The sequence below is a fragment of the Blastococcus sp. SYSU DS0510 genome, assembly GCF_054050835.1.
Map to the genome: position 1 here is coordinate 234,544 of NZ_JBJHAC010000001.1, position 16,988 is coordinate 251,531.

The following is a 16,988-nucleotide window of genomic DNA, read 5'->3' on the forward strand; positions in this document are numbered from 1 at the left end:
CGCTGCGGTGCGCACGTGGCGATCCCCTGGCTCGCCGTCCACGACAGGTCCCGCGCTGCCGCCCACGTGGAGCGGTACGCGCAGCTACGCGGGGCCTGAGCCGAGGTCCGGGGGAAGGGCCAGCCGGCCGGGGCGCGGCCACAGCCGCCCCAGCACCCGGCCCACGACGACGGCGGCCCCGAAGGCGCGGCTGTCGTCGGTCAGGAACGGGTTGTCGCCCTCCACCCAGTGCCCGCCGTCCACCGCCCGCCGGGCCCGCTTGACCGTCAGGAGCTCCGGGCGCGCGGGGAAGCGCGCGAGGACGACGTCACCCGGGCGGACGCGCCCGCCCGGCGGCACCCGCCGGGCCAGCAGCCGGTCGCCGTCGCGGAGGGTCGGCGACATCGAGGGGCCGCTGACCCGCACCAGGATCCAGGCGCTGGGTAGCGGAGCTGCGGTCTCTCCCGAACTGTCGCCGTCGATCACCGCGAGTAGGGTCGCAGACGACACCACCCCACGACACCGGAGGCACCCCCATGCGTCTGTTCCGCATGTTCTCCGCCGTGGAGGCCACCGCGCACTGCGACCTCCCCTGCGGCGTGTACGACCCGGCCCAGGCCCGGATCGAGGCCGAGTCGGTCAAGGCCATCCAGGAGAAGTACCAGGGCAACGAGGACCCGGTCTTCCGCCAGCGGTGCGTCCTGATCAAGGAGGCGCGCGCCGACCTGGTCAAGCACCACCTGTGGGTGCTGTGGACCGACTACTTCAAGCCCCCGCACTTCGAGAAGTACCCGCACCTGCACGAGCTGTTCAACAAGGCCACCAAGCAGGCGGGCGCGGCCGGCGGCAAGGGCAGCATGGACCCCGCCGAGGGTCAGAAGCTGCTCGACTACATCGCCGAGATCGACAAGATCTTCTGGGAGACCAAGGCCGCTGCCTGACCCCCCACCGCCTCGGACGGCGCCGGTCGACACCCGTCGGCCGGCGCCGTCCGTCGTCCGGGGCGCCCCTGCCGGGGTCGCCGGGCGGGCCGGCGCCCGTGGTGAGCAGCACGTTCGCTCCGGGGAGCCGCGGGGCACAGACGACCAGCGGTGGACGAGCAGGTTCGTCCCCCGCCGACACCAGGAGGTTCTGTGATCGACGTCGGCGCGGTGCTGCAGAAGGTGGAGGCGGCAGCGCCCATCGAGGCTGTCGAGGTCGTCGCCGCCGAGCTGGGCGAGATGGTCGACGCGACCGCCGTGACGCTCCTCCTCGCCGACTTCAGCGGGCGGGCCGTCGTCCGCCTCACGGCGGCCGGCCGGGTCGAGGGCGCCCGCAGCCACGGCGCGGAGCAGGCCGAGACGCTACCGCTGCCCGGCACGCGGTACGAGCGGGTGCTGCGCACCCAGCTGGCCGACGTCGAGCCGATGGACGACGGGGCCCGGTTGATCGTCCCGGTGACCGATCGGGGCGACGCCATCGGGCTGCTGGAGCTCGACGTCCCGCGGTACCCCTCGAGCGACGAGGTCGCCGACATCAGCAGCGCCGCCCACGCCCTGGCCTACGTGCTCATCGCCGCGCGCCGGCACACCGACGTCTTCGAGTGGGGACAGCGCTCCACGCCCTTCGCGCTCGCCGCGGAGATCCAGCGCCGGCTGCTGCCGGCCTCCTACACCTGCGAGGCGGGCCAGTTCACCCTCGCCGGGTGGCTGGAGCCGGCCAGCTCGGTGGGTGGCGACACCTTCGACTACACGCTGGACCGGCACTGCCTGCAGCTGTCCATCACCGACGCGGTCGGGCACCAGGTCGAGGCCGCGCTCCTGGCGACCCTGCTGGTCGGGGCGCTCCGGAACGGGCGCCGCAAGGGCCTGGACCTGGCGGGCCAGGCGCGGTACGCCAACGAGTCGCTCGCCGAGAGCTTCGACCCGGGGCAGTTCGTCACCGGGCAGCTCCTGCGGGTGGAGCTGGACACGGGCGCCGCGGCGATCGTCAACGCCGGGCACACGCTCCCCCTGCGCCTCCGCGGCGGGCAGGTGACGGAGGTCGAGCTGGCCGTGGAGCCCCCGTTCGGCGTGGTCCCGGGCAGGGCCTTCACCGTGCAGTCCTTCCCGCTCGAGCCCGGCGACCGGATCGTCTTCCTGACCGACGGGATGCTGGAGCGCAACGCCGCCTCCCTCGACGTCGCGGCCGCTCTGGCCGGCAGTGCGGCCCTGCACCCCCGCGAGGTCGTCCAGGAGCTGGGCGCCGCGGTGCTGAGGGCCACCGGCGGTGACCTGCGCGACGACGCCACGATGGTGTGCCTGGACTGGTACGGCGGCCCTCCCCGCGTGCGCACCACCGCCTTCGGCGCCGACCCCGACCGCGCCTCCCCGCCCGCCTGACCCGGGCGGTCCAGGGCGGCCCGGTACCGTTCGGACACGATGCGCATCGACCGGGCCGGGTGGCCTTTCATCACCGGACCCCTACTTCCCGCCGCTGCCCTCGGCGTGGCCGGACGCCGACGGGCCGTCTGGCCGTTCCTAGCCGTCTCGGCGTACATGGCGCTGTTCTTCCGCGACCCCGACCGGCGCTGCGACACCGCGCCGCCGTCGCCCGACGAGGTCCTCTCGCCCGCCGACGGCGTGGTGATGGTCGCCGGCGAGCCGCAGGAGGGGGTCGCCCCCGAGGGCGACTGGCAGCAGGTGAGCGTCTTCCTCTCGGTGGTCGACGTGCACGTCAACCGCTCGCCGTACTCCGGGGAGGTCGTGCAGAGCTCCTACACCAAGGGCAGCTTCCTCGCGGCCTACCGCAAGGAGTCGGCGCACCGGAACGAGCGCAGCGAGCTGTGGCTGCGCAACGGCGAGCGCACGGTCGTCTTCCGCCAGATCGTCGGCGTGCTCGCGCGGCGGATCGTCACCCGGACCGGCCCCGGGCAGCACCTCGCCACCGGCCAGCGGATGGGTCTGATGAAGTTCGGCTCCCGCATGGACGTGTTCGTGCCGCGCGAGTGCACGATCACCGTGACCGAGGGGCAGCGCGTGCGCGGCGGCGAGACCGTCATCGCCCGCTGGCCCTCGGCCCGCTGAGGGAGCGCACCGTGCCCAGCTCCGCATCCGGTGAACGCCCGCCCCAGACCCGCCGCACGGCCACCGTGGAGTTCGTCCGGGGCTCGGTCCGGGGCTCCCGGCGCCGGGCGCTGGCGACGCTGCCGAGCCTGTTCACGCTCGCCAACATGCTCTGCGGCTTCGCCGCGATCCTCGTGTCCATCCGGGGCCAGTACACCCTGGCCGCGGTGCTGATCGGCCTGTCGGTGCTGTTCGACATCACCGACGGCGCCGTCGCCCGCCTGGTCGGGGCGGTGACGCCCTTCGGCCTGCAGTTCGACTCGCTGGCCGACCTCGTCTCCTTCGGCCTGGCCCCGGCGCTGCTGGCCTTCACCCTCTTCTCCGAGGGCCGCGACGAGTGGGACCCGCTGGGCTGGGTCGTCTGCTTCCTGTGGGTGGCGTGCGCGGCGATCCGGCTGGCGCGCTTCAACACCACGATCGACCCGACCGCCGACAAGCGGTACTTCACCGGCATGCCGAGCCCCGGTGCGGCGGGGGTCGTGCTGGCCTCGGTGTTCGCCTTCGGCGACGACATGCAGGGCCGCGACCGGCTCTGGGTGCTGCTCGTCGTCGCCGTCCCGGCGGTGCTGATGGTGACCAACATCCGGTTCCGCTCCTTCCGGTCGCTGGTCAGCCCCAGGAGCGGGCGCCCCTACGGGCTGGTGGCCACCGCCGTGCTGCTGGTGATCGGCTTCGCGGTGGCCCCCGTCGTGACCGGCTGCGTGCTCGCCTACGGCTACCTGCTCGCCCCCGTGCTGGTGCCGGTGCTCTCGCCGCTGAGCCGGCTGGTGCCGGACCGCCTGAAGGAGGCGCTGTCGTGAGCGGACAGGGACGTGAGCATCGCCCCAGGCTGGGGGCACCTCCCGCTTGCGGGGGACAGCGACCGAGGAGCGGAGCGTCCCGCGGTAGCGAACGGGAGCCGTCGTGAGCGTGCGGCCGATCCGACCCGAGGACGTGCCCGCCGTCGTCGGCCTGGTGCGGGAGCTCGCCGAGTACGAGAAGGCCCTGCACGAGGTGCGGCTCACCGAGGAGCAGCTCACCGCCTGCCTCTTCGGCGACTCCCCCGCCCTCTTCGGCCACGTCGCCGAGGTCGGGGGCGAGGTGGTCGGCACGGCGCTGTGGTTCCTCAACTTCTCGACCTGGCGGGGCACCCACGGCGTCTACCTCGAGGACCTCTACGTGCAGCCCCGGCACCGGGGCACGGGCCTCGGCAGGGAGCTGCTCCGGACGCTCGCGCAGGTCTGCGTCGACCGCGGCTACTCGCGGTTGGAGTGGTCGGTCCTGGACTGGAACACCCCGTCGATCGCGTTCTACGAGGCCGCCGGCGCCGTCCCCATGGACGAGTGGACCGTCTTCCGCCTGACCGACGACGCGCTCGCGTCGTTCGCCTCGGATGACCGATCGGGACCGCGCCGCTAGCGTTCTCCCCGTGACCACCGAGCGCGGACCGATCGAGTGCTGGCTGACCGACATGGACGGCGTCCTCGTCCACGAGGGGAACGCCCTGCCCGGGGCCAAGGAGTTCCTCGACCGGCTGGTCGAGCGGCGGCGGCGGTTCCTCGTCCTGACCAACAACTCCATCTTCACGCCGCGCGACCTGGCGGCCCGGCTGAGCCGCAGCGGCCTGCTGGTCCCCGAGGAGGCGATCTGGACCTCGGCGCTGGCGACGGCGGACTTCCTCACCACGCAGCTGCCGGGCGGCTCGGCGTACGTCATCGGTGAGGCGGGGCTCACCACGGCGCTCTACGAGGCGGGCTACACCCTCACCGACACCGACCCCGACTACGTCGTCCTCGGCGAGACGCGCACGTACTCCTTCGAGGCGATCACCCGGGCGATCCGGCTGGTGGGCAACGGCGCCCGGTTCATCGCGACCAACCCCGACGTCACCGGCCCCTCCCCCGAGGGCCCGCTCCCGGCGACCGGTTCGGTGGCCGCGATGATCACCGCGGCGACCGGCGCGAAGCCCTACTTCGTCGGGAAGCCCAACCCGATGATGTTCCGGAGCGCGATGAACCGGATCGAGGCCCACTCGGAGTCCACGATGATGATCGGGGACCGGATGGACACCGACGTCGTCGCCGGCATCGAGGCCGGCCTGGAGACGGTGCTGGTGCTCTCCGGCTCCACCGCGGCGAGCGAGGTCAGCCGCTTCCCGTTCCGGCCGAGCCGGGTCTGCGACTCGATCGCCGACGTGATCGACCTGGTGTGAGCGGGCCGGTCCTCGCTCAGCTGTCCTCGTAGGCCAGCCGCGAGTCGGGGGCGGCCAGCAGGTAGAGCACCGCGACCACCATCGCCAGGATCGGCAGCCCGATCAGCGGCTGCTGGGCCGAGAAGGCCAAGGTGAAGCCGGTCAGCCCCAGGAACAGCTGCAGGGCGATCACCGGCGCGCGGGCCCAGGCAGCCACCCGCCAGAGCCCGCGCGCGCCGGCGAGGAGCACCCCCGCGGCCAGCGTCGCCAGCACCACCTCGGCGAGGGCCCGGGCGACGCTGTCCGGGTCGCCGGTCAGCGTGAGGTAGAGCAGCACCAGCGCGAGGGCGCCGAGAATCGCCCCCTCCAGGGTCACCACGAGCGCCGCCCGGCGCAGCGACGGCGGCGCCTGCGTCACCGGCCCGGCGGGGCGCGGCGCGGGCTGCGCCGCCGTGGCCCCGAACAGCCGGTCAGCGAGGCGACGGGGCGGCGGGGTGGGCGTGCCGCGGTCCTCGGTCACGACGGCGAGACTACGCGGCCGGCCGTCGCCCCCGGTCCGCACCGGCTCCCTCCCGCGTGCGCTGCGACCCGCTGGTTAGCCTGGCGGCATGCGCGCGCTCGTGGTGGTCAACCCTGCGGCGACGACGACCACCGCCAAGACGCGCAACGTGCTGGTGGGCGCGCTGGCCAGCGAGCTCAAGGTCGACGTCGCCGAGACCACGCACCGCGGGCACGGCCGGGAGCTCGGCGCCCGGGCCACCGCCGACGGCATCGACGTGGTCGTCGCGCTGGGCGGCGACGGCACGGTCAACGAGGTGGTCGACGGCCTGCTCGCCGACGGACCCGGACCGGGTGTGCCCGCGCTGGCCGTCGTGCCCGGCGGGTCGACCAACGTCTTCTCCCGGGCGCTGGGCCGCTCGCGGGACCCGGTGGAGGCGACGGCGGAGATCCTCGCCTCCCTGCGCGCGGGGCGGACCCGCTCGGTGTCGCTCGGCACCGCGAGCGCCACCGGCACCAGCACCGCGGCGGTGACCGGGGTGTCGCCGGCGGCGGCCGAGGCGGTCGCCCGGGCCGAGGCCGACGCCGACGGCCCGGGGTGGAGCGCCCCCCGGTGGTTCGTGTTCGCCGCCGGCTTCGGGTTCGACGCCGAGGTGATCGCCCGGGTCGAGGCCCACCGGTCCCGGGGGCGGCGGTCGACCGGCGCGCTGTACGTCCGGGAGGGGACGAACGCGTTCCTCTTCGGCCGGGAGCGGCGCCGCCCGGCCATGACCGTCCACGTACCGGGAGAACCGCCCGTCGAAGAACTGTTCCTCTGCCTGGTGTCCAACGTCAGCCCCTGGACCTACCTGGGCGCCCGGCCGGTGAACCCGACGCCGCAGGCGTCCTTCGACAGCGGGCTGGACGTCTTCGCCCTCGGCCGCACCAGCACCGCGCGGATGCTGCGCGCCCTGCGTCAGACCATGCGCCCGGAGCCCGACCTGCGCGGGCGCGGCCTGCACCGGTGGCACGACCTCCAGGAGCTCACCGTGACCGCCGTCCGGCCGCAGGGCTGGCAGGTCGACGGCGACCACCTGGGCACCGCCACGGGGGTCCGGATCCGGAACGTCCCCGACGCGCTGCGCGTCATCGCCTGACGCACGTTTCTGGGGCATCCGCGCGACGTTTTCCTCCTGCCGGGTGGCGGGCTTAGCACGGCCGTGGTGAGGTTGCTCACGCGGGGGTCGGCGTCGACCCCGAATCGCTTGACAGGCGTCCGGCACGTGAAAACATCGCTGCTGGAACGCAACCTGCCGGTAACAAAGCAGATAGTCGCTGCCGCCATGGCGCTGGGTGACCGGTGTGGGGCTCGGCGATGGCCGACCGAGCACATGCGACTGACGTACCGACCGCAGACGACATCGAGGAGTACAACGCCATGGACTGGCGCCACCGCGCGCTCTGCCGGGACGAGGACCCGGAGCTGTTCTTCCCGATCGGGACGACCGGCCCCGCGCTCGTCCAGATCGAGCAGGCCAAGGCCGTGTGCCAGCGCTGCCCGGTGGTCTCGTCGTGCCTGGACTGGGCCCTGCGCTCCGGCCAGGACTCCGGTGTCTGGGGTGGGCTCTCCGAGGACGAGCGGCGCGCGCTGAAGCGGCGCCAGGATCGCACCCGGGTCACCACCGCCTGACGACCGGGCACGACCGCGCCGCCGGCACACCCGGCGGCGACCGCACCACCGCTGTCGCACCGACCGCCACGAGGCCGGTCCGGGATCTCCCGGGCCGGCCTCGGCGGCGTCCGGGGCCGGTGCGGCTCAGCGCCGCGGCCAGCCGCTCCCGGGCAGCGTCAGCACGACCTCGGTACCCGACCGGCCCTCCAGCGGGCCCATCGCCAGGCTCCCGCCCAGCTCGCTGATGACCAGCGTGCGGACGATCTGCAGGCCCAGCCCGTCGCTCGCCGCGGGGTCGAAGTCCGGGGGCAGCCCCTGGCCGTCGTCGCGGACCAGCACCCGCAGGTCGTCCCCGTCCCGCTCGGCGACCAGCTCGATCACGCCCGGCTCCCCCTCGGGGAAGGCGTGCTCCGCCGCGTTGTGCAGCAGCTCGGTCACCGCGAGGACCAGCGGGGTCGCCGCCGCCGCGGGGAGCTCCCCGAACGAGCCGGTCCGCCGGGTGCGGGCCGCCGGCCCCACGCTCGTCAGGTCGCCGAGCATCGGGAGCACCTGGTCGAGGACGTCGTCGACGTCGACGACGTCCTCCCGGCTGCCCGCGAGGGTCTCGTGGACCACGGCGATCGAGGCCACCCGGCGCACCGACTCCTCCAGCGCCGCCCGGGCCGCGGGCTCGGTCATCCTGCGGGCCTGCAGACGCAGCAGCGCCGCGACCGTCTGCAGGTTGTTCTTCACCCGGTGGTGGATCTCCCGGATGGTCGCGTCCTTGGTGAGCAGCGCCCGGTCCCGCCGCCGCACGTCGGTCACGTCGCGGACCAGCACCAGCGCGCCGTGCTCGGCGCCGGGTGGCTCCAGCGGCAGGGCCCGCAGCAGCAGCGTCGCGCTGGCGCCCTCGACGTCCACGGGGTCGAGGTGGCGCCCGCCGAGCGCCGCGGTGATGCCCGCGGCCGCCGCCTCCCCCGCGACGCGGTCGGTGACCGCGCGGCACGTCACCTCCGCGAGGACGGCCCCGGCGAGGTCGCCGACCACGCCGATGCGGCGGTACGCGGAGAGGGCGTTCGGGCTGGCGTAGGTCACCCGCCCGGCCTTGTCCAGGCGGACCAGCCCGTCCCCGACGCGCGGGCTCATCTCCGCGTCCTGCAGCTTGGCCGGCGGGAAGGTCCCCGCCGACACCATGAGGCAGAGGTCGGCGGCGATGTCGAGGTAGGTGAGCTCGAGCGTGGACGGCGACCTCGTCACCGCGAGGTTGGTCTCCTTGGCCAGCACCGCGACGCCGACGCCGTCGTGCCGCACCGGGATGACCTCGCGGCGGCGCGGCGTCGGGCCCGACCAGTCGGGGTCCCCGTCGGTGACCGGCCGGCCCTCGCGGAGCGCCACGACGAACGGGCCCGCGGTCTCGGCGTCCACCTCGACGCCGACCATGTCCTCCGGCCGGCTGGTCGGTGCGGTCAGCGGCCTGACCTGGGCCACGCACCACCACGACCCCGAGGACAGCGGCACCCACAGCGTGAGGTCGGCGAAGGCCAGGTCGGCGAGCAGTTGCCAGTCGGCCACCAGGCGCCGCGCGTGGTCGATCTTCGCGGGGCTCGACGCCGTTCCGCGGGTGAGGCGCTCCGAGAGGCTGCTCATGGTGGCCCGAGCCTAGGACGCGGCCCGGGACCCGCCCCCGGCGGGCGAGGGGGACGCCGTCCGGTCCCTAGCCTGGTGCCCGTGCTCTCCCTCCCCGCCGTGCGCATCGAGCCGGCCGTGCCCGCCGACCACGACCGGATCGCCGCGCTGACCGTGCAGGTCTACGTCGACGGCGGGCTGGCGTCGGCGGGCTACGCGGCCGAACTGGCCGACGTCGCCGGTCGCGCCCGGGTGGCCGACCTGCTGGTCGCCCGGGACGGGGCCGGCCGACTGGTCGGCAGCGTGGCGTTCGTGCCGGGCGGCGAGTTCGGCGAGGTGCTCGAGTCCCCCGACGAGGCCGGGTTCCGCATGCTGGTGGTCGACCCGCGGGCGCAGGGGCGCGGGGTCGGCGCGGCCCTGGTGGAGGAGTGCCTCGCCCGGGCCCGCGCGGCCGGTCGGCGGCGCGTGGTCATCTCCACCGGCAGCCGCATGACCGCGGCGCACCGGCTGTACGAGCGGCTGGGCTTCACCCGCCTGCCGGAGCGGGATTGGACGCCCCTCCCCGGCATCGACCTGCTGGTCTACGCCCGCGACGTGTGAGGCCCCGTCCAGGGGACCGGCCCCGACCCTGCGTGCGGTGGAGGGACGGGGTCCTTCCTCAGGACTGGGCGACGATCGCGATGAGGTCGCCCTCCTGCAGCACCTCGCCCTCCACCACGTGGAGCTCCTGCACGGTGCCCGCGTGCTCGCTGAGCACCGGGATCTCCATCTTCATGGACTCCAGGATCACCAGCGTGTCACCGGCGGACACCTGCGCACCGGGCTGCACGAGCACCTTCCAGACACTGGAGACCATCTCCGCGTGGATCTCCTCCACCGCCACCGCCACCGGTACCTCCCGCGCCCGTCCGACCGTGAGGGCCCATCCAAGCACGCGGCGCGGACGTCAGGACGCCGGGACGGCACGACCCTCGGCGAGCCGGCTGAGCACCGCGCACACCTCGGACCCGTCGTGCGGCACGCCGGTCTCCGGCAGACCGGAGAGCGCCGACCGGACGAGGCCGGCGGCCGCGGCCACGTCGTGCGCCCCGGCGCTGACGGTGGCCAGCAACGCGTCGTACCAGCCGTCCAGCCGGTCACCGGGGTCGTAGCCGCTGACCGCGACGAGATCAGCACCGCCCTCGGCCGCCGGGGCTCGGCCGGATCCCGGGAGGCGACCGCTGACCCGTCCGGCGGTCCCCGGCGGCAGCGTGGACCGGAGCTGCGCGACCACCGCCGCCCGGGGCGCGGGGCGGGCGTCGGGGCCCGGGTCGTCGTCCCGGGGGTCGGCCGCGCTGCGCAGGGCGAGCTCGACGGCGTCCACGCCGTGCGACCGCTCGAGCACCGCCATGTCCAGCGAGAAGCCGGCGGCGACCTCGGCCAGCTCGCCGTCGGGCGCGATCCCGACGGTGACCGGCCCCCGCCAGCCGACCTCGGCGAGGCGGTGCGCCGCCACCGGGAGCCGGCCGGGCTCGCGGGGGGTCCAGGACACCCGCGCGATGCCCGCGGCGCGGTCCCGGGCCACCGGGGTGGTGAACCGCAACCCTTCGGCGGTCACCCAGGCCAGGAAGCCGCGCTCGCTGGCCGGCTCCACGCCGTCCCCGCCCAGCCGCTCGAGAACCTCCGGGTCGGGGCCGGCCCAGCGCAGCCCCGCACCGATGACCGCGCCGGCCAGGCGGGCGTTGCCGGCGAGCGCCGGCGGAACGGGCAGCACCGTGTCCGCGCCGCGGCGCCGGGCCGCCTCGACGATGCGGTCGACGGCGAGGTAGGACTCCGCGGCCGGCGCGGGACCCAGCAGCACACCGTCGTCGGCCAGGCGGACGTGCCGGGCCGAGCGCTCCGTCTCGCTGTGCACCGCCACGGCTTTGAGACCGAGCCGCTGGCACGCGCGGATCGCGGCGCACCCCGCCGGCCCCCGTCCGGCGACGAGGACGGTCTCGATCCCCAGCTGCGGCACTGCTGCTCCTCCTGCGCTCGCCCTGCCCGGCGCACGGCCGGGACCTCCCGTGAGAGGCTTGTCGGGTCAGCTTGGCGGGTCCGTCGGCGCCGCGCACCCCGCGTGCGCCGGTCACGGGCCCCGCACCGGTCCTGGGCCACCCGGCCCACCAGCAGTATGAGAGGAGGGCAGCGATGTCCAAGCGCGGACGCAAGCGTCGCTCCCGCAAGGGGAACAAGGCCAACCACGGCAAGCGCCCCAACGCCTGAAAGGACCCCCTGCCCCCCGTCGCTCGCACGCTCGCGCCGGGACCCTGCAGGGGGCCATGCGCCAGAGGCCCAGAACCCGTCGGGTTCTGGGCCTCTGGCGTCTGCAGGTGCTAGGCGATCGGGCGCTCCTCCGAGCGCTCGATCGTCAGCCGCTCGACGCTGACCTGGGTGCCGTCCTCCTCGAAGGAGACGCTGGTCAGCTGCATCTTGATGCGGTCCCGCAGGCCCGTCGGCGGCTTGTCGCCCCCGCACCGCCGGCGCACCAGCGCCTTGAACTCCTGCTCGATGCCGAACTGGCGCAGGCAGGGGGAGCACTCGTCGAGGTGCTCGGCGATGACGCCACGGCGCTCGTCGGAGGTCTCGTGGTCGAGGAACTCGAAGACGTGGGTGAGGACGTCGTCGCACGAGTTGATGTCGAGGGGCTCGCCGGCCCCGTGCTCGTCGCTCACGGGCGGGTCGCCTCCTCACCGGCCCCGGCGCGGACGAATCCGCGCTCGCGGGCGTAGTCGGCCAGCAGCTTCTGCAGCCCGCGTCGTCCGCGGTGCAGCCGGGACATCACCGTGCCGATGGGCGTGCCCATGATCTCGGCGATCTCCTTGTACGCGAAGCCCTCGACGTCGGCCAGGTAGACCGCCAGCCGGAAGTCCTCCGGGAGCTGCTGCAGCGCTTCCTTGATGTCGGAGTCGGGCAGGTGGTCCAGCGCCTCGATCTCGGCCGACCGCAGGCCGGAGGAGGTGTGCTCCTCGGCGGCGTACAGCTGCCAGTCCTGCACCTGGTCGGTGGGGTACTGCTGCGGCTGCCGCTGCTTCTTGCGGTAGCTGTTGATGTAGGTGTTCGTGAGGATCCGGTACAGCCACGCCTTGAGGTTCGTGCCCTCGGCGAACTGGTGGAACGCGGAGTAGGCCTTGACGAACGTCTCCTGCACCAGGTCCTCGGCGTCGGCCGGGTTGCGGGTCATCCGCAGGGCCGCCGGGTAGAGCTGGTCCAGGAAGGGCAGCGCGTCCCGCTCGAACCGGGCGTCCCGCTCGGCGCGGGTCTCGGCGAGCTCGGTGCGGCTGCCGCCCTCGCGCGCCTCCGGCACCTCCGCCGGGGTCACCTCGGGCAGCTGACCGGTGTTCTCGACCGCGGACTCCTCAGGCACCGACCGTCCTCTCTGGGGCCCCCGGACGCGGGGCGCCACATCGGTCGATCCTAGCCGCGCGGCGTCCGGACGGCCCGGGGGACGTCGGTGCGCGGCCCTGGCGCGAGGGGGGGAGAGGGTGCTGCTCACGGCCGGTCCAACGGCGCCGCCCGCCGAACGCATTCCCGGGCGACGGATCTCGCTAGGCTCCCCCGCCGTGGCGGCAACCCCGGCGGTGCGGGTCCTCGAGCAGGCGAAGGTGGCCCACTCCCTGCACCACTACGACCCCGAGCACCCGTCGGACCAGGGGCACGGCGAGGCGGCGGTGGCCGCGCTGGGCGCCGATCCCCACCAGGTGTTCAAGACGCTGGTCACCCGCGTCGACGGCGCGCTCACCGTGGCGGTCGTGCCGGTCAGCGGCACCCTGGACCTCAAGGCGCTGGCGGCGGCCGCCGGCGGGCGGAGAGCAGCGATGGCCGAGCCGGCCGACGCGGAGCGCGCCACCGGCTACGTGCTGGGCGGCATCAGCCCGCTGGGCCAGCGCAAGCTGCTGCCCACCGTGGTGGACTCCTCCGCGCTGCGCTTCCCCACCGTGCTGGTCAGCGCCGGCAAGCGCGGGCTGCAGCTGGAGCTGCCCCCGGCCGAGCTGGTGCGCCTGACCCGGGCCCGGACGGCTGCGATCGGGCGCTGAGCTCAGGGCGCGCCGTACGGCGTGAGGAGCTGGTCGACGGGGGCGAAGTCGTCGGTCAGCACGGGGGCGTCACCGATGAAGCGGGTGAGCTCCTCCCCCTCGGCGACCTGCCAGACCAGCTCCCGGTCGCTCAGCGACGCGGCGATCTCCTCCACCGGGAGGGGCTGCTGCGACGCCACCGCGATCACGTTGCCGCCGTCCTCCCCGGCCAGCACCGGCGCGCGGGCCAGCAGGGCCACGTGGCCGAACACCTCGCGCATCGTGGCCAGCTCCGCGCGGACGAAGGACAGCGGCGGGTGGTCGATCAGGTTGACCGCGTAGACACCGTCGTCGGCCAGCGCCCGGTCCACCAGCTCGAGCGCCTCCCGGGTCGTGAGCTGCCAGGGCACCGAGAGCCCGCCGAAGGCGTCCCCGACGACGAGGTCGCGCTCCCCCACCGGCTCCTCGGCGAGCCCCACCCGGCCGTCGGCCACCCGCACCTGCAGCTGCTCCGAGGTCTCCAGCCCGAGCTGCTCGCGGTCCATGTCCACCACCTCGGGGTCGACCTCGACCACGAGGCTCTCCGTCCCCGGACGCACCTCCGCCAGGTACCGCGGCAGGGTGAGCCCACCACCGCCCACGTGCAGCGCCGAGACCGGCTCGCCCGGGGGGAAGGCGGCGTCGGCGACCGCGGCGATCGCCCGCACGTAGGCGAACTCCAGGTGGGTGGGGTCGGCGAGGTCGACGTAGGAGTGCCGCAGCGTGTCCAGCATCAGCACCCGGCCGGAGGGCCGCTCCGGATCGGCCACCACCCGCGCGCAGTGGTAGGCGGTCTCCTCCTCGCAGGGCGTGGGGGCGAGCGCGGCGAGGCCGCCCCCCACCACGGTCAGGACGAGCAGCCCGGCCGGAACCGTCCGGGGCCCGCCGCCGCGCCGCAGGACCACGCCCACCGCCAGCCCGGTGAGCACGGTGACCGCACCGGTGGCCACCAGGATGACGCTGCTCGGCAGGAGCGCGACCAGCACGAACCCGGTGGCGAACGTCGCCGCGATGCCACCCAGCGTGCCGATGCCCGAGAGCCGGCCGACGACGGCGCCGGTCTCGTCGAGGCTGGCCAGCTGGAGCTTCACCACCATGGGCGGGACGGCCGACAGCAGCGCCGCCGGCACGACCACCGCCACCGCGGCCAGCAGCAGCACCCCGCCCGCGTCGGCGCCGCTGAGCAGCGAGCCGGTGAAGCGGACCAGCGGCAGCACGGCCACGATGAGCGCGCCGCCGGCGACCAGCAGCGGCGCGAGCAGCCGGCGCGGGTCGGTGCGGTCGGCCGTCGCCCCGCCCAGCCACGCGCCGACGGCGATCGCCGCGAGCGCGAACCCGATCACCGCGGTGCTCGTCTGCACCGTGACGCCGACGTAGGGCGCGATCAGCCGGAGGCCGACGATCTCCAGCACCAGGACGGCGCCCGAGCTCAGAAAGGTCAGCGCCGCGGCCACCCACGCCGGCAACGCACCGCCGGGCGGCGGGGCCGGCGGCGGTGCGTCGACCGGGGCGGTGGTACGGGCGTCGTCCGCTGCCACGTCAGAAGAGCGCGGGCTGATCGGCGGGCGCGTCCACGCCGTCGGCACGCGCCAGCAGCTCGGGGCCGTTGTTGCGGACGCTGTTCACCGCCGGGCTCACCGGCCGCAGCTCCAGGCCCTCGACGAGCTCCGGTGGCGTGGGGCGGGCCAGCTCCGCGACGTCCTCGCGGGCCGGGTCCAGCCACTCGGCCCAGCGCTCCCGCGGCAGCACCAGCGGCATCCGGTCGTGGATCTCCGTGAGGGCACCGGTCGCCGGGGCGGTGACGACGGTGCAGGTGTAGAGCCGGTCCTCGCCGGTGCCCCAGACCTCCCAGAGCCCGGCCATGGCCAGCACCGAGCCGTCCTCGGGGGTGATGAAGTAGGGCTGCTTGGCCGGGGAGTCCAGGCGCTTGGCCCACTCGTACCAGCCGTCGGCCGGGACCAGGCACCGCCGGGACCGCGCCGCGCTGCGGAAGGCGGGCTTCTCCGTCAGCGACTCCGCCCGCGCGTTGAGCATCCGGTTGCCGACCGACACGTCCTTGGCCCACGAGGGGACCAGTCCCCAGCGCACCGACCGGAGCTCGCGGTGGCCACCGCCCGTGGGCACGCCCTCGGCGTCGCGCTCCCGGGCGTGCCGCACCACGTAGACGTCCTTGGTCGGCGCCACGTTGTAGTCGGCGGCCAGCGGGGGCTGCCCGCCGGCGGGGACCGCCTCGAACTCGAGGGCGAGGTCCTCGGGCTTGCGGCTGGCCGCGTAGCGACCGCACATGGCGCCTCCTCGAGGGCACGGGGCTGTTCCCCACGCACTCTAGGTGCGCCCACCGACGGGCCGGTGCGCGCGCGTGCGGGCGCGGTCCCCGGGTAGGGCCCACTGTCGCAACGCCCGACGAGAGACGAGGATCACCGCGTGACCGCGACGCAGACCCCACCGACCGACCACCCGAAGACCGCCAGCGACAGCGCCGACCGGCGCTACGCCACGGTCAACCCCTTCACCGGTGAGACGGAGAAGGAGTTCGACTTCACCCCGACCGAGGCCATCGACGGGATCGTCGAGCGCGCCCACGCCGCCTACCAGGAGTGGCGCGGGCGGCCGGTCGAGGAGCGCGCCGCCGTCGTCCGGCGCGCCGCCGAGCTCATGGACGAGCGCCGCGACGAGCTCGCCGCGCTCATCACGCAGGAGATGGGCAAGCGCCGGGACGAGGCCAGCGGCGAGCTCTACCTGTGCTCGATGATCCTCAAGTACTACGCCGACAACGGCCCCGGCTTCCTCGAGCCGACGTCCATCACGCCGCTGATGGGCAAGGGCGAGGCGGTCGTGGAGACCCAGCCGGTCGGGGTCCTGCTGGCCATCGAGCCGTGGAACTACCCCTTCTACCAGGTGGTCCGCGTCGCCGGTCCGAACCTGGTGCTGGGCAACACCGTCATCCTGAAGCACTCCGAGATCACCCCGCAGTGCGCGGTGGCGATCGAGCAGCTCTTCGCCGACGCCGGGGCCCCCGAAGGGGTCTTCACCAACACCTTCCTGCGCATCTCCGACGTCGAGCAGGTCATCGCCGACCCCCGCATCCAGGGCGTGACCCTGACCGGCAGCGAGCGGGCCGGCAGCGCCGTGGCCGCCCTGGCCGGCAAGCACCTGAAGAAGTCGGTGCTCGAGCTCGGCGGCAGCGACCCGTTCATCGTCCTCGACGCCGAGGACCTCGGCGCCACGATCAAGGCCGCCACCATGGGCCGGATGCAGAACACCGGTCAGGCGTGCACCGCATCCAAGCGGCTCATCGTCACCGAGGAGCTCTACGAGCCCTTCGTCGAGGGCCTCAAGCAGGCCTTCTCCACGTTCTCCCCCGGCGACCCCGCCGACCCGTCGACGTCCCTGGCCCCGCTGTCCAGCGAGCGGGCCGCCCAGGACCTGCACGCGCAGATCCAGGACGCGATCGACAAGGGCGCCACCGTGGTCGCCGGCGGGAAGCGGCCCGAGCACCCCGGCGCGTTCGTCGAGGCAACGATCCTCACCGACGTCACCCCGGAGATGCGGGCCTACCACGAGGAGCTCTTCGGCCCCGCCGCCGTCGTCTACAAGGTGAAGGACGCCGAGGAGGCGGTCGAGCTGGCCAACTCCAGCGCCTACGGGCTGGGCGCCACCGTCATGAGCGGTGACCTCGACCGCGCCCGGTCGGTGGCCGACCGCCTCGAGGCCGGGATGGTGTGGATCAACCAGCCCACCGGCTCCTCCCCCGAGCTGCCCTTCGGCGGCGTGAAGCGCTCCGGCTACGGCCGCGAGCTCTCCGAGCTGGCCATGTTCGAGTTCGCCAACCGGCGGCTGGTCCGCACGGTGCCGGTGAAGAAGGCCGAGAAGCCGCAGGCCGGCTGAGAAAGGACCCCCTGCCCCCCCGCCACTCGCAAGCTCGCGGC

At 74.5% G+C, this 16,988-nt stretch carries 21 protein-coding genes; 12 read left to right on the plus strand and 9 right to left on the minus strand.

Annotated elements, in window-relative coordinates; translation table 11 throughout:
• Positions 1-84: 84 nt before the first annotated feature.
• A complete protein-coding gene (locus ACI79P_RS01140) occupies positions 85-465 on the minus strand; it encodes a S26 family signal peptidase (RefSeq protein WP_456579202.1) in 381 nt (126 codons plus the stop codon).
• Positions 466-515: 50 nt separating this feature from the next.
• Here ACI79P_RS01140 and sodN point away from each other — a divergent pair, with 50 nt between their 5' ends.
• The 6 genes from sodN to ACI79P_RS01170 all read left to right on the plus strand — a co-directional run bounded on the left by sodN (position 516) and on the right by ACI79P_RS01170 (position 5,253).
• Entirely contained in the window at positions 516-920 is a 405-nt protein-coding gene (sodN, locus tag ACI79P_RS01145) for a superoxide dismutase, Ni (RefSeq protein ID WP_456579203.1), read from the plus strand.
• A 192-nt stretch (positions 921-1,112) separates the two neighbouring features.
• Complete coding sequence (locus ACI79P_RS01150; RefSeq protein WP_456579204.1) at positions 1,113-2,339, plus strand: PP2C family protein-serine/threonine phosphatase; 1,227 nt, start codon at positions 1,113-1,115, stop codon at positions 2,337-2,339.
• 39 nt (positions 2,340-2,378) lie between these two features.
• On the plus strand, positions 2,379-3,023 hold the full coding sequence (locus ACI79P_RS01155; protein WP_456579205.1) for a phosphatidylserine decarboxylase: 645 nt from the start codon (positions 2,379-2,381) through the stop codon (positions 3,021-3,023).
• An 11-nt stretch (positions 3,024-3,034) separates the two neighbouring features.
• Positions 3,035-3,862, plus strand: coding sequence for a CDP-diacylglycerol--serine O-phosphatidyltransferase (pssA, locus tag ACI79P_RS01160; RefSeq protein WP_456579206.1), 828 nt, complete (start codon positions 3,035-3,037; stop codon positions 3,860-3,862).
• A gap of 103 nt (positions 3,863-3,965) precedes the next feature.
• Entirely contained in the window at positions 3,966-4,460 is a 495-nt protein-coding gene (locus ACI79P_RS01165; RefSeq protein ID WP_456579207.1) for an N-acetyltransferase family protein, read from the plus strand.
• Positions 4,461-4,470: 10 nt separating this feature from the next.
• Positions 4,471-5,253: an HAD-IIA family hydrolase gene (locus ACI79P_RS01170; RefSeq protein WP_456579208.1), complete on the plus strand. Its 783-nt coding sequence runs from the start codon at positions 4,471-4,473 to the stop codon at positions 5,251-5,253.
• Between the two features lie 16 nt (positions 5,254-5,269).
• Here ACI79P_RS01170 and ACI79P_RS01175 read toward each other — a convergent pair whose 3' ends face one another.
• Positions 5,270-5,752 (minus strand): hypothetical protein, encoded by a 483-nt coding sequence (locus ACI79P_RS01175; RefSeq protein ID WP_456579209.1) that lies wholly within the window; start codon positions 5,750-5,752, stop codon positions 5,270-5,272.
• Between the two features lie 88 nt (positions 5,753-5,840).
• On the opposite strand from ACI79P_RS01175, the gene ACI79P_RS01180 reads away from it, so the two are divergent.
• Both ACI79P_RS01180 and ACI79P_RS01185 read left to right on the plus strand, forming a co-directional pair.
• Positions 5,841-6,866: a diacylglycerol/lipid kinase family protein gene (locus ACI79P_RS01180; RefSeq protein ID WP_456579210.1), complete on the plus strand. Its 1,026-nt coding sequence runs from the start codon at positions 5,841-5,843 to the stop codon at positions 6,864-6,866.
• A 281-nt stretch (positions 6,867-7,147) separates the two neighbouring features.
• Positions 7,148-7,399, plus strand: coding sequence for a WhiB family transcriptional regulator (locus ACI79P_RS01185; RefSeq protein ID WP_456579211.1), 252 nt, complete (start codon positions 7,148-7,150; stop codon positions 7,397-7,399).
• A 126-nt stretch (positions 7,400-7,525) separates the two neighbouring features.
• Here the strand turns inward: ACI79P_RS01185 and ACI79P_RS01190 are convergent, their stop codons facing one another.
• Positions 7,526-9,007 (minus strand): sensor histidine kinase, encoded by a 1,482-nt coding sequence (locus ACI79P_RS01190; RefSeq protein WP_456579212.1) that lies wholly within the window; start codon positions 9,005-9,007, stop codon positions 7,526-7,528.
• 81 nt (positions 9,008-9,088) lie between these two features.
• On the opposite strand from ACI79P_RS01190, the gene ACI79P_RS01195 reads away from it, so the two are divergent.
• Entirely contained in the window at positions 9,089-9,586 is a 498-nt protein-coding gene (locus ACI79P_RS01195) for a GNAT family N-acetyltransferase (RefSeq protein WP_456579213.1), read from the plus strand.
• Positions 9,587-9,644: 58 nt separating this feature from the next.
• Here the strand turns inward: ACI79P_RS01195 and ACI79P_RS01200 are convergent, their stop codons facing one another.
• On the minus strand, positions 9,645-9,875 hold the full coding sequence (locus ACI79P_RS01200; protein ID WP_456579214.1) for a biotin/lipoyl-binding carrier protein: 231 nt from the start codon (positions 9,873-9,875) through the stop codon (positions 9,645-9,647).
• 57 nt (positions 9,876-9,932) lie between these two features.
• Positions 9,933-10,982, minus strand: a complete 1,050-nt coding sequence (locus ACI79P_RS01205; RefSeq protein ID WP_456579215.1) for a biotin carboxylase N-terminal domain-containing protein — start codon at positions 10,980-10,982, stop codon at positions 9,933-9,935.
• A gap of 173 nt (positions 10,983-11,155) precedes the next feature.
• Between ACI79P_RS01205 and ACI79P_RS01210 the strand changes: the two genes are divergently transcribed.
• The gene (locus tag ACI79P_RS01210; protein WP_014377707.1) at positions 11,156-11,230 is read left to right on the plus strand and encodes a 50S ribosomal protein bL37; all 75 of its coding nucleotides are present in this window, start codon (positions 11,156-11,158) and stop codon (positions 11,228-11,230) included.
• A gap of 110 nt (positions 11,231-11,340) precedes the next feature.
• Here the strand turns inward: ACI79P_RS01210 and rsrA are convergent, their stop codons facing one another.
• Positions 11,341-11,679: a mycothiol system anti-sigma-R factor gene (gene rsrA / locus ACI79P_RS01215; RefSeq protein ID WP_456579216.1), complete on the minus strand. Its 339-nt coding sequence runs from the start codon at positions 11,677-11,679 to the stop codon at positions 11,341-11,343.
• On the minus strand, positions 11,676-12,371 hold the full coding sequence (locus tag ACI79P_RS01220; RefSeq protein WP_456579217.1) for a sigma-70 family RNA polymerase sigma factor: 696 nt from the start codon (positions 12,369-12,371) through the stop codon (positions 11,676-11,678). The genes rsrA and ACI79P_RS01220 overlap by 4 nt, the downstream gene beginning before the upstream one ends.
• Positions 12,372-12,567: 196 nt before the next feature.
• Between ACI79P_RS01220 and ybaK the strand changes: the two genes are divergently transcribed.
• Entirely contained in the window at positions 12,568-13,041 is a 474-nt protein-coding gene (gene ybaK / locus ACI79P_RS01225) for a Cys-tRNA(Pro) deacylase (RefSeq protein ID WP_456579218.1), read from the plus strand.
• Positions 13,042-13,043: 2 nt separating this feature from the next.
• On the opposite strand, the gene ACI79P_RS01230 is transcribed toward ybaK, so the two are convergent.
• Positions 13,044-14,597 carry a fused MFS/spermidine synthase gene (locus ACI79P_RS01230; RefSeq protein ID WP_456579219.1) on the minus strand — a complete coding sequence of 518 codons (1,554 nt, stop codon included), beginning with the start codon at positions 14,595-14,597 and terminating at the stop codon, positions 13,044-13,046.
• A gap of 1 nt (position 14,598) precedes the next feature.
• Positions 14,599-15,345: an SOS response-associated peptidase gene (locus ACI79P_RS01235; RefSeq protein WP_456579220.1), complete on the minus strand. Its 747-nt coding sequence runs from the start codon at positions 15,343-15,345 to the stop codon at positions 14,599-14,601.
• 138 nt (positions 15,346-15,483) lie between these two features.
• Here ACI79P_RS01235 and ACI79P_RS01240 point away from each other — a divergent pair, with 138 nt between their 5' ends.
• Entirely contained in the window at positions 15,484-16,947 is a 1,464-nt protein-coding gene (locus ACI79P_RS01240) for an NAD-dependent succinate-semialdehyde dehydrogenase (protein WP_456579221.1), read from the plus strand.
• Positions 16,948-16,988 lie beyond the last annotated feature (41 nt).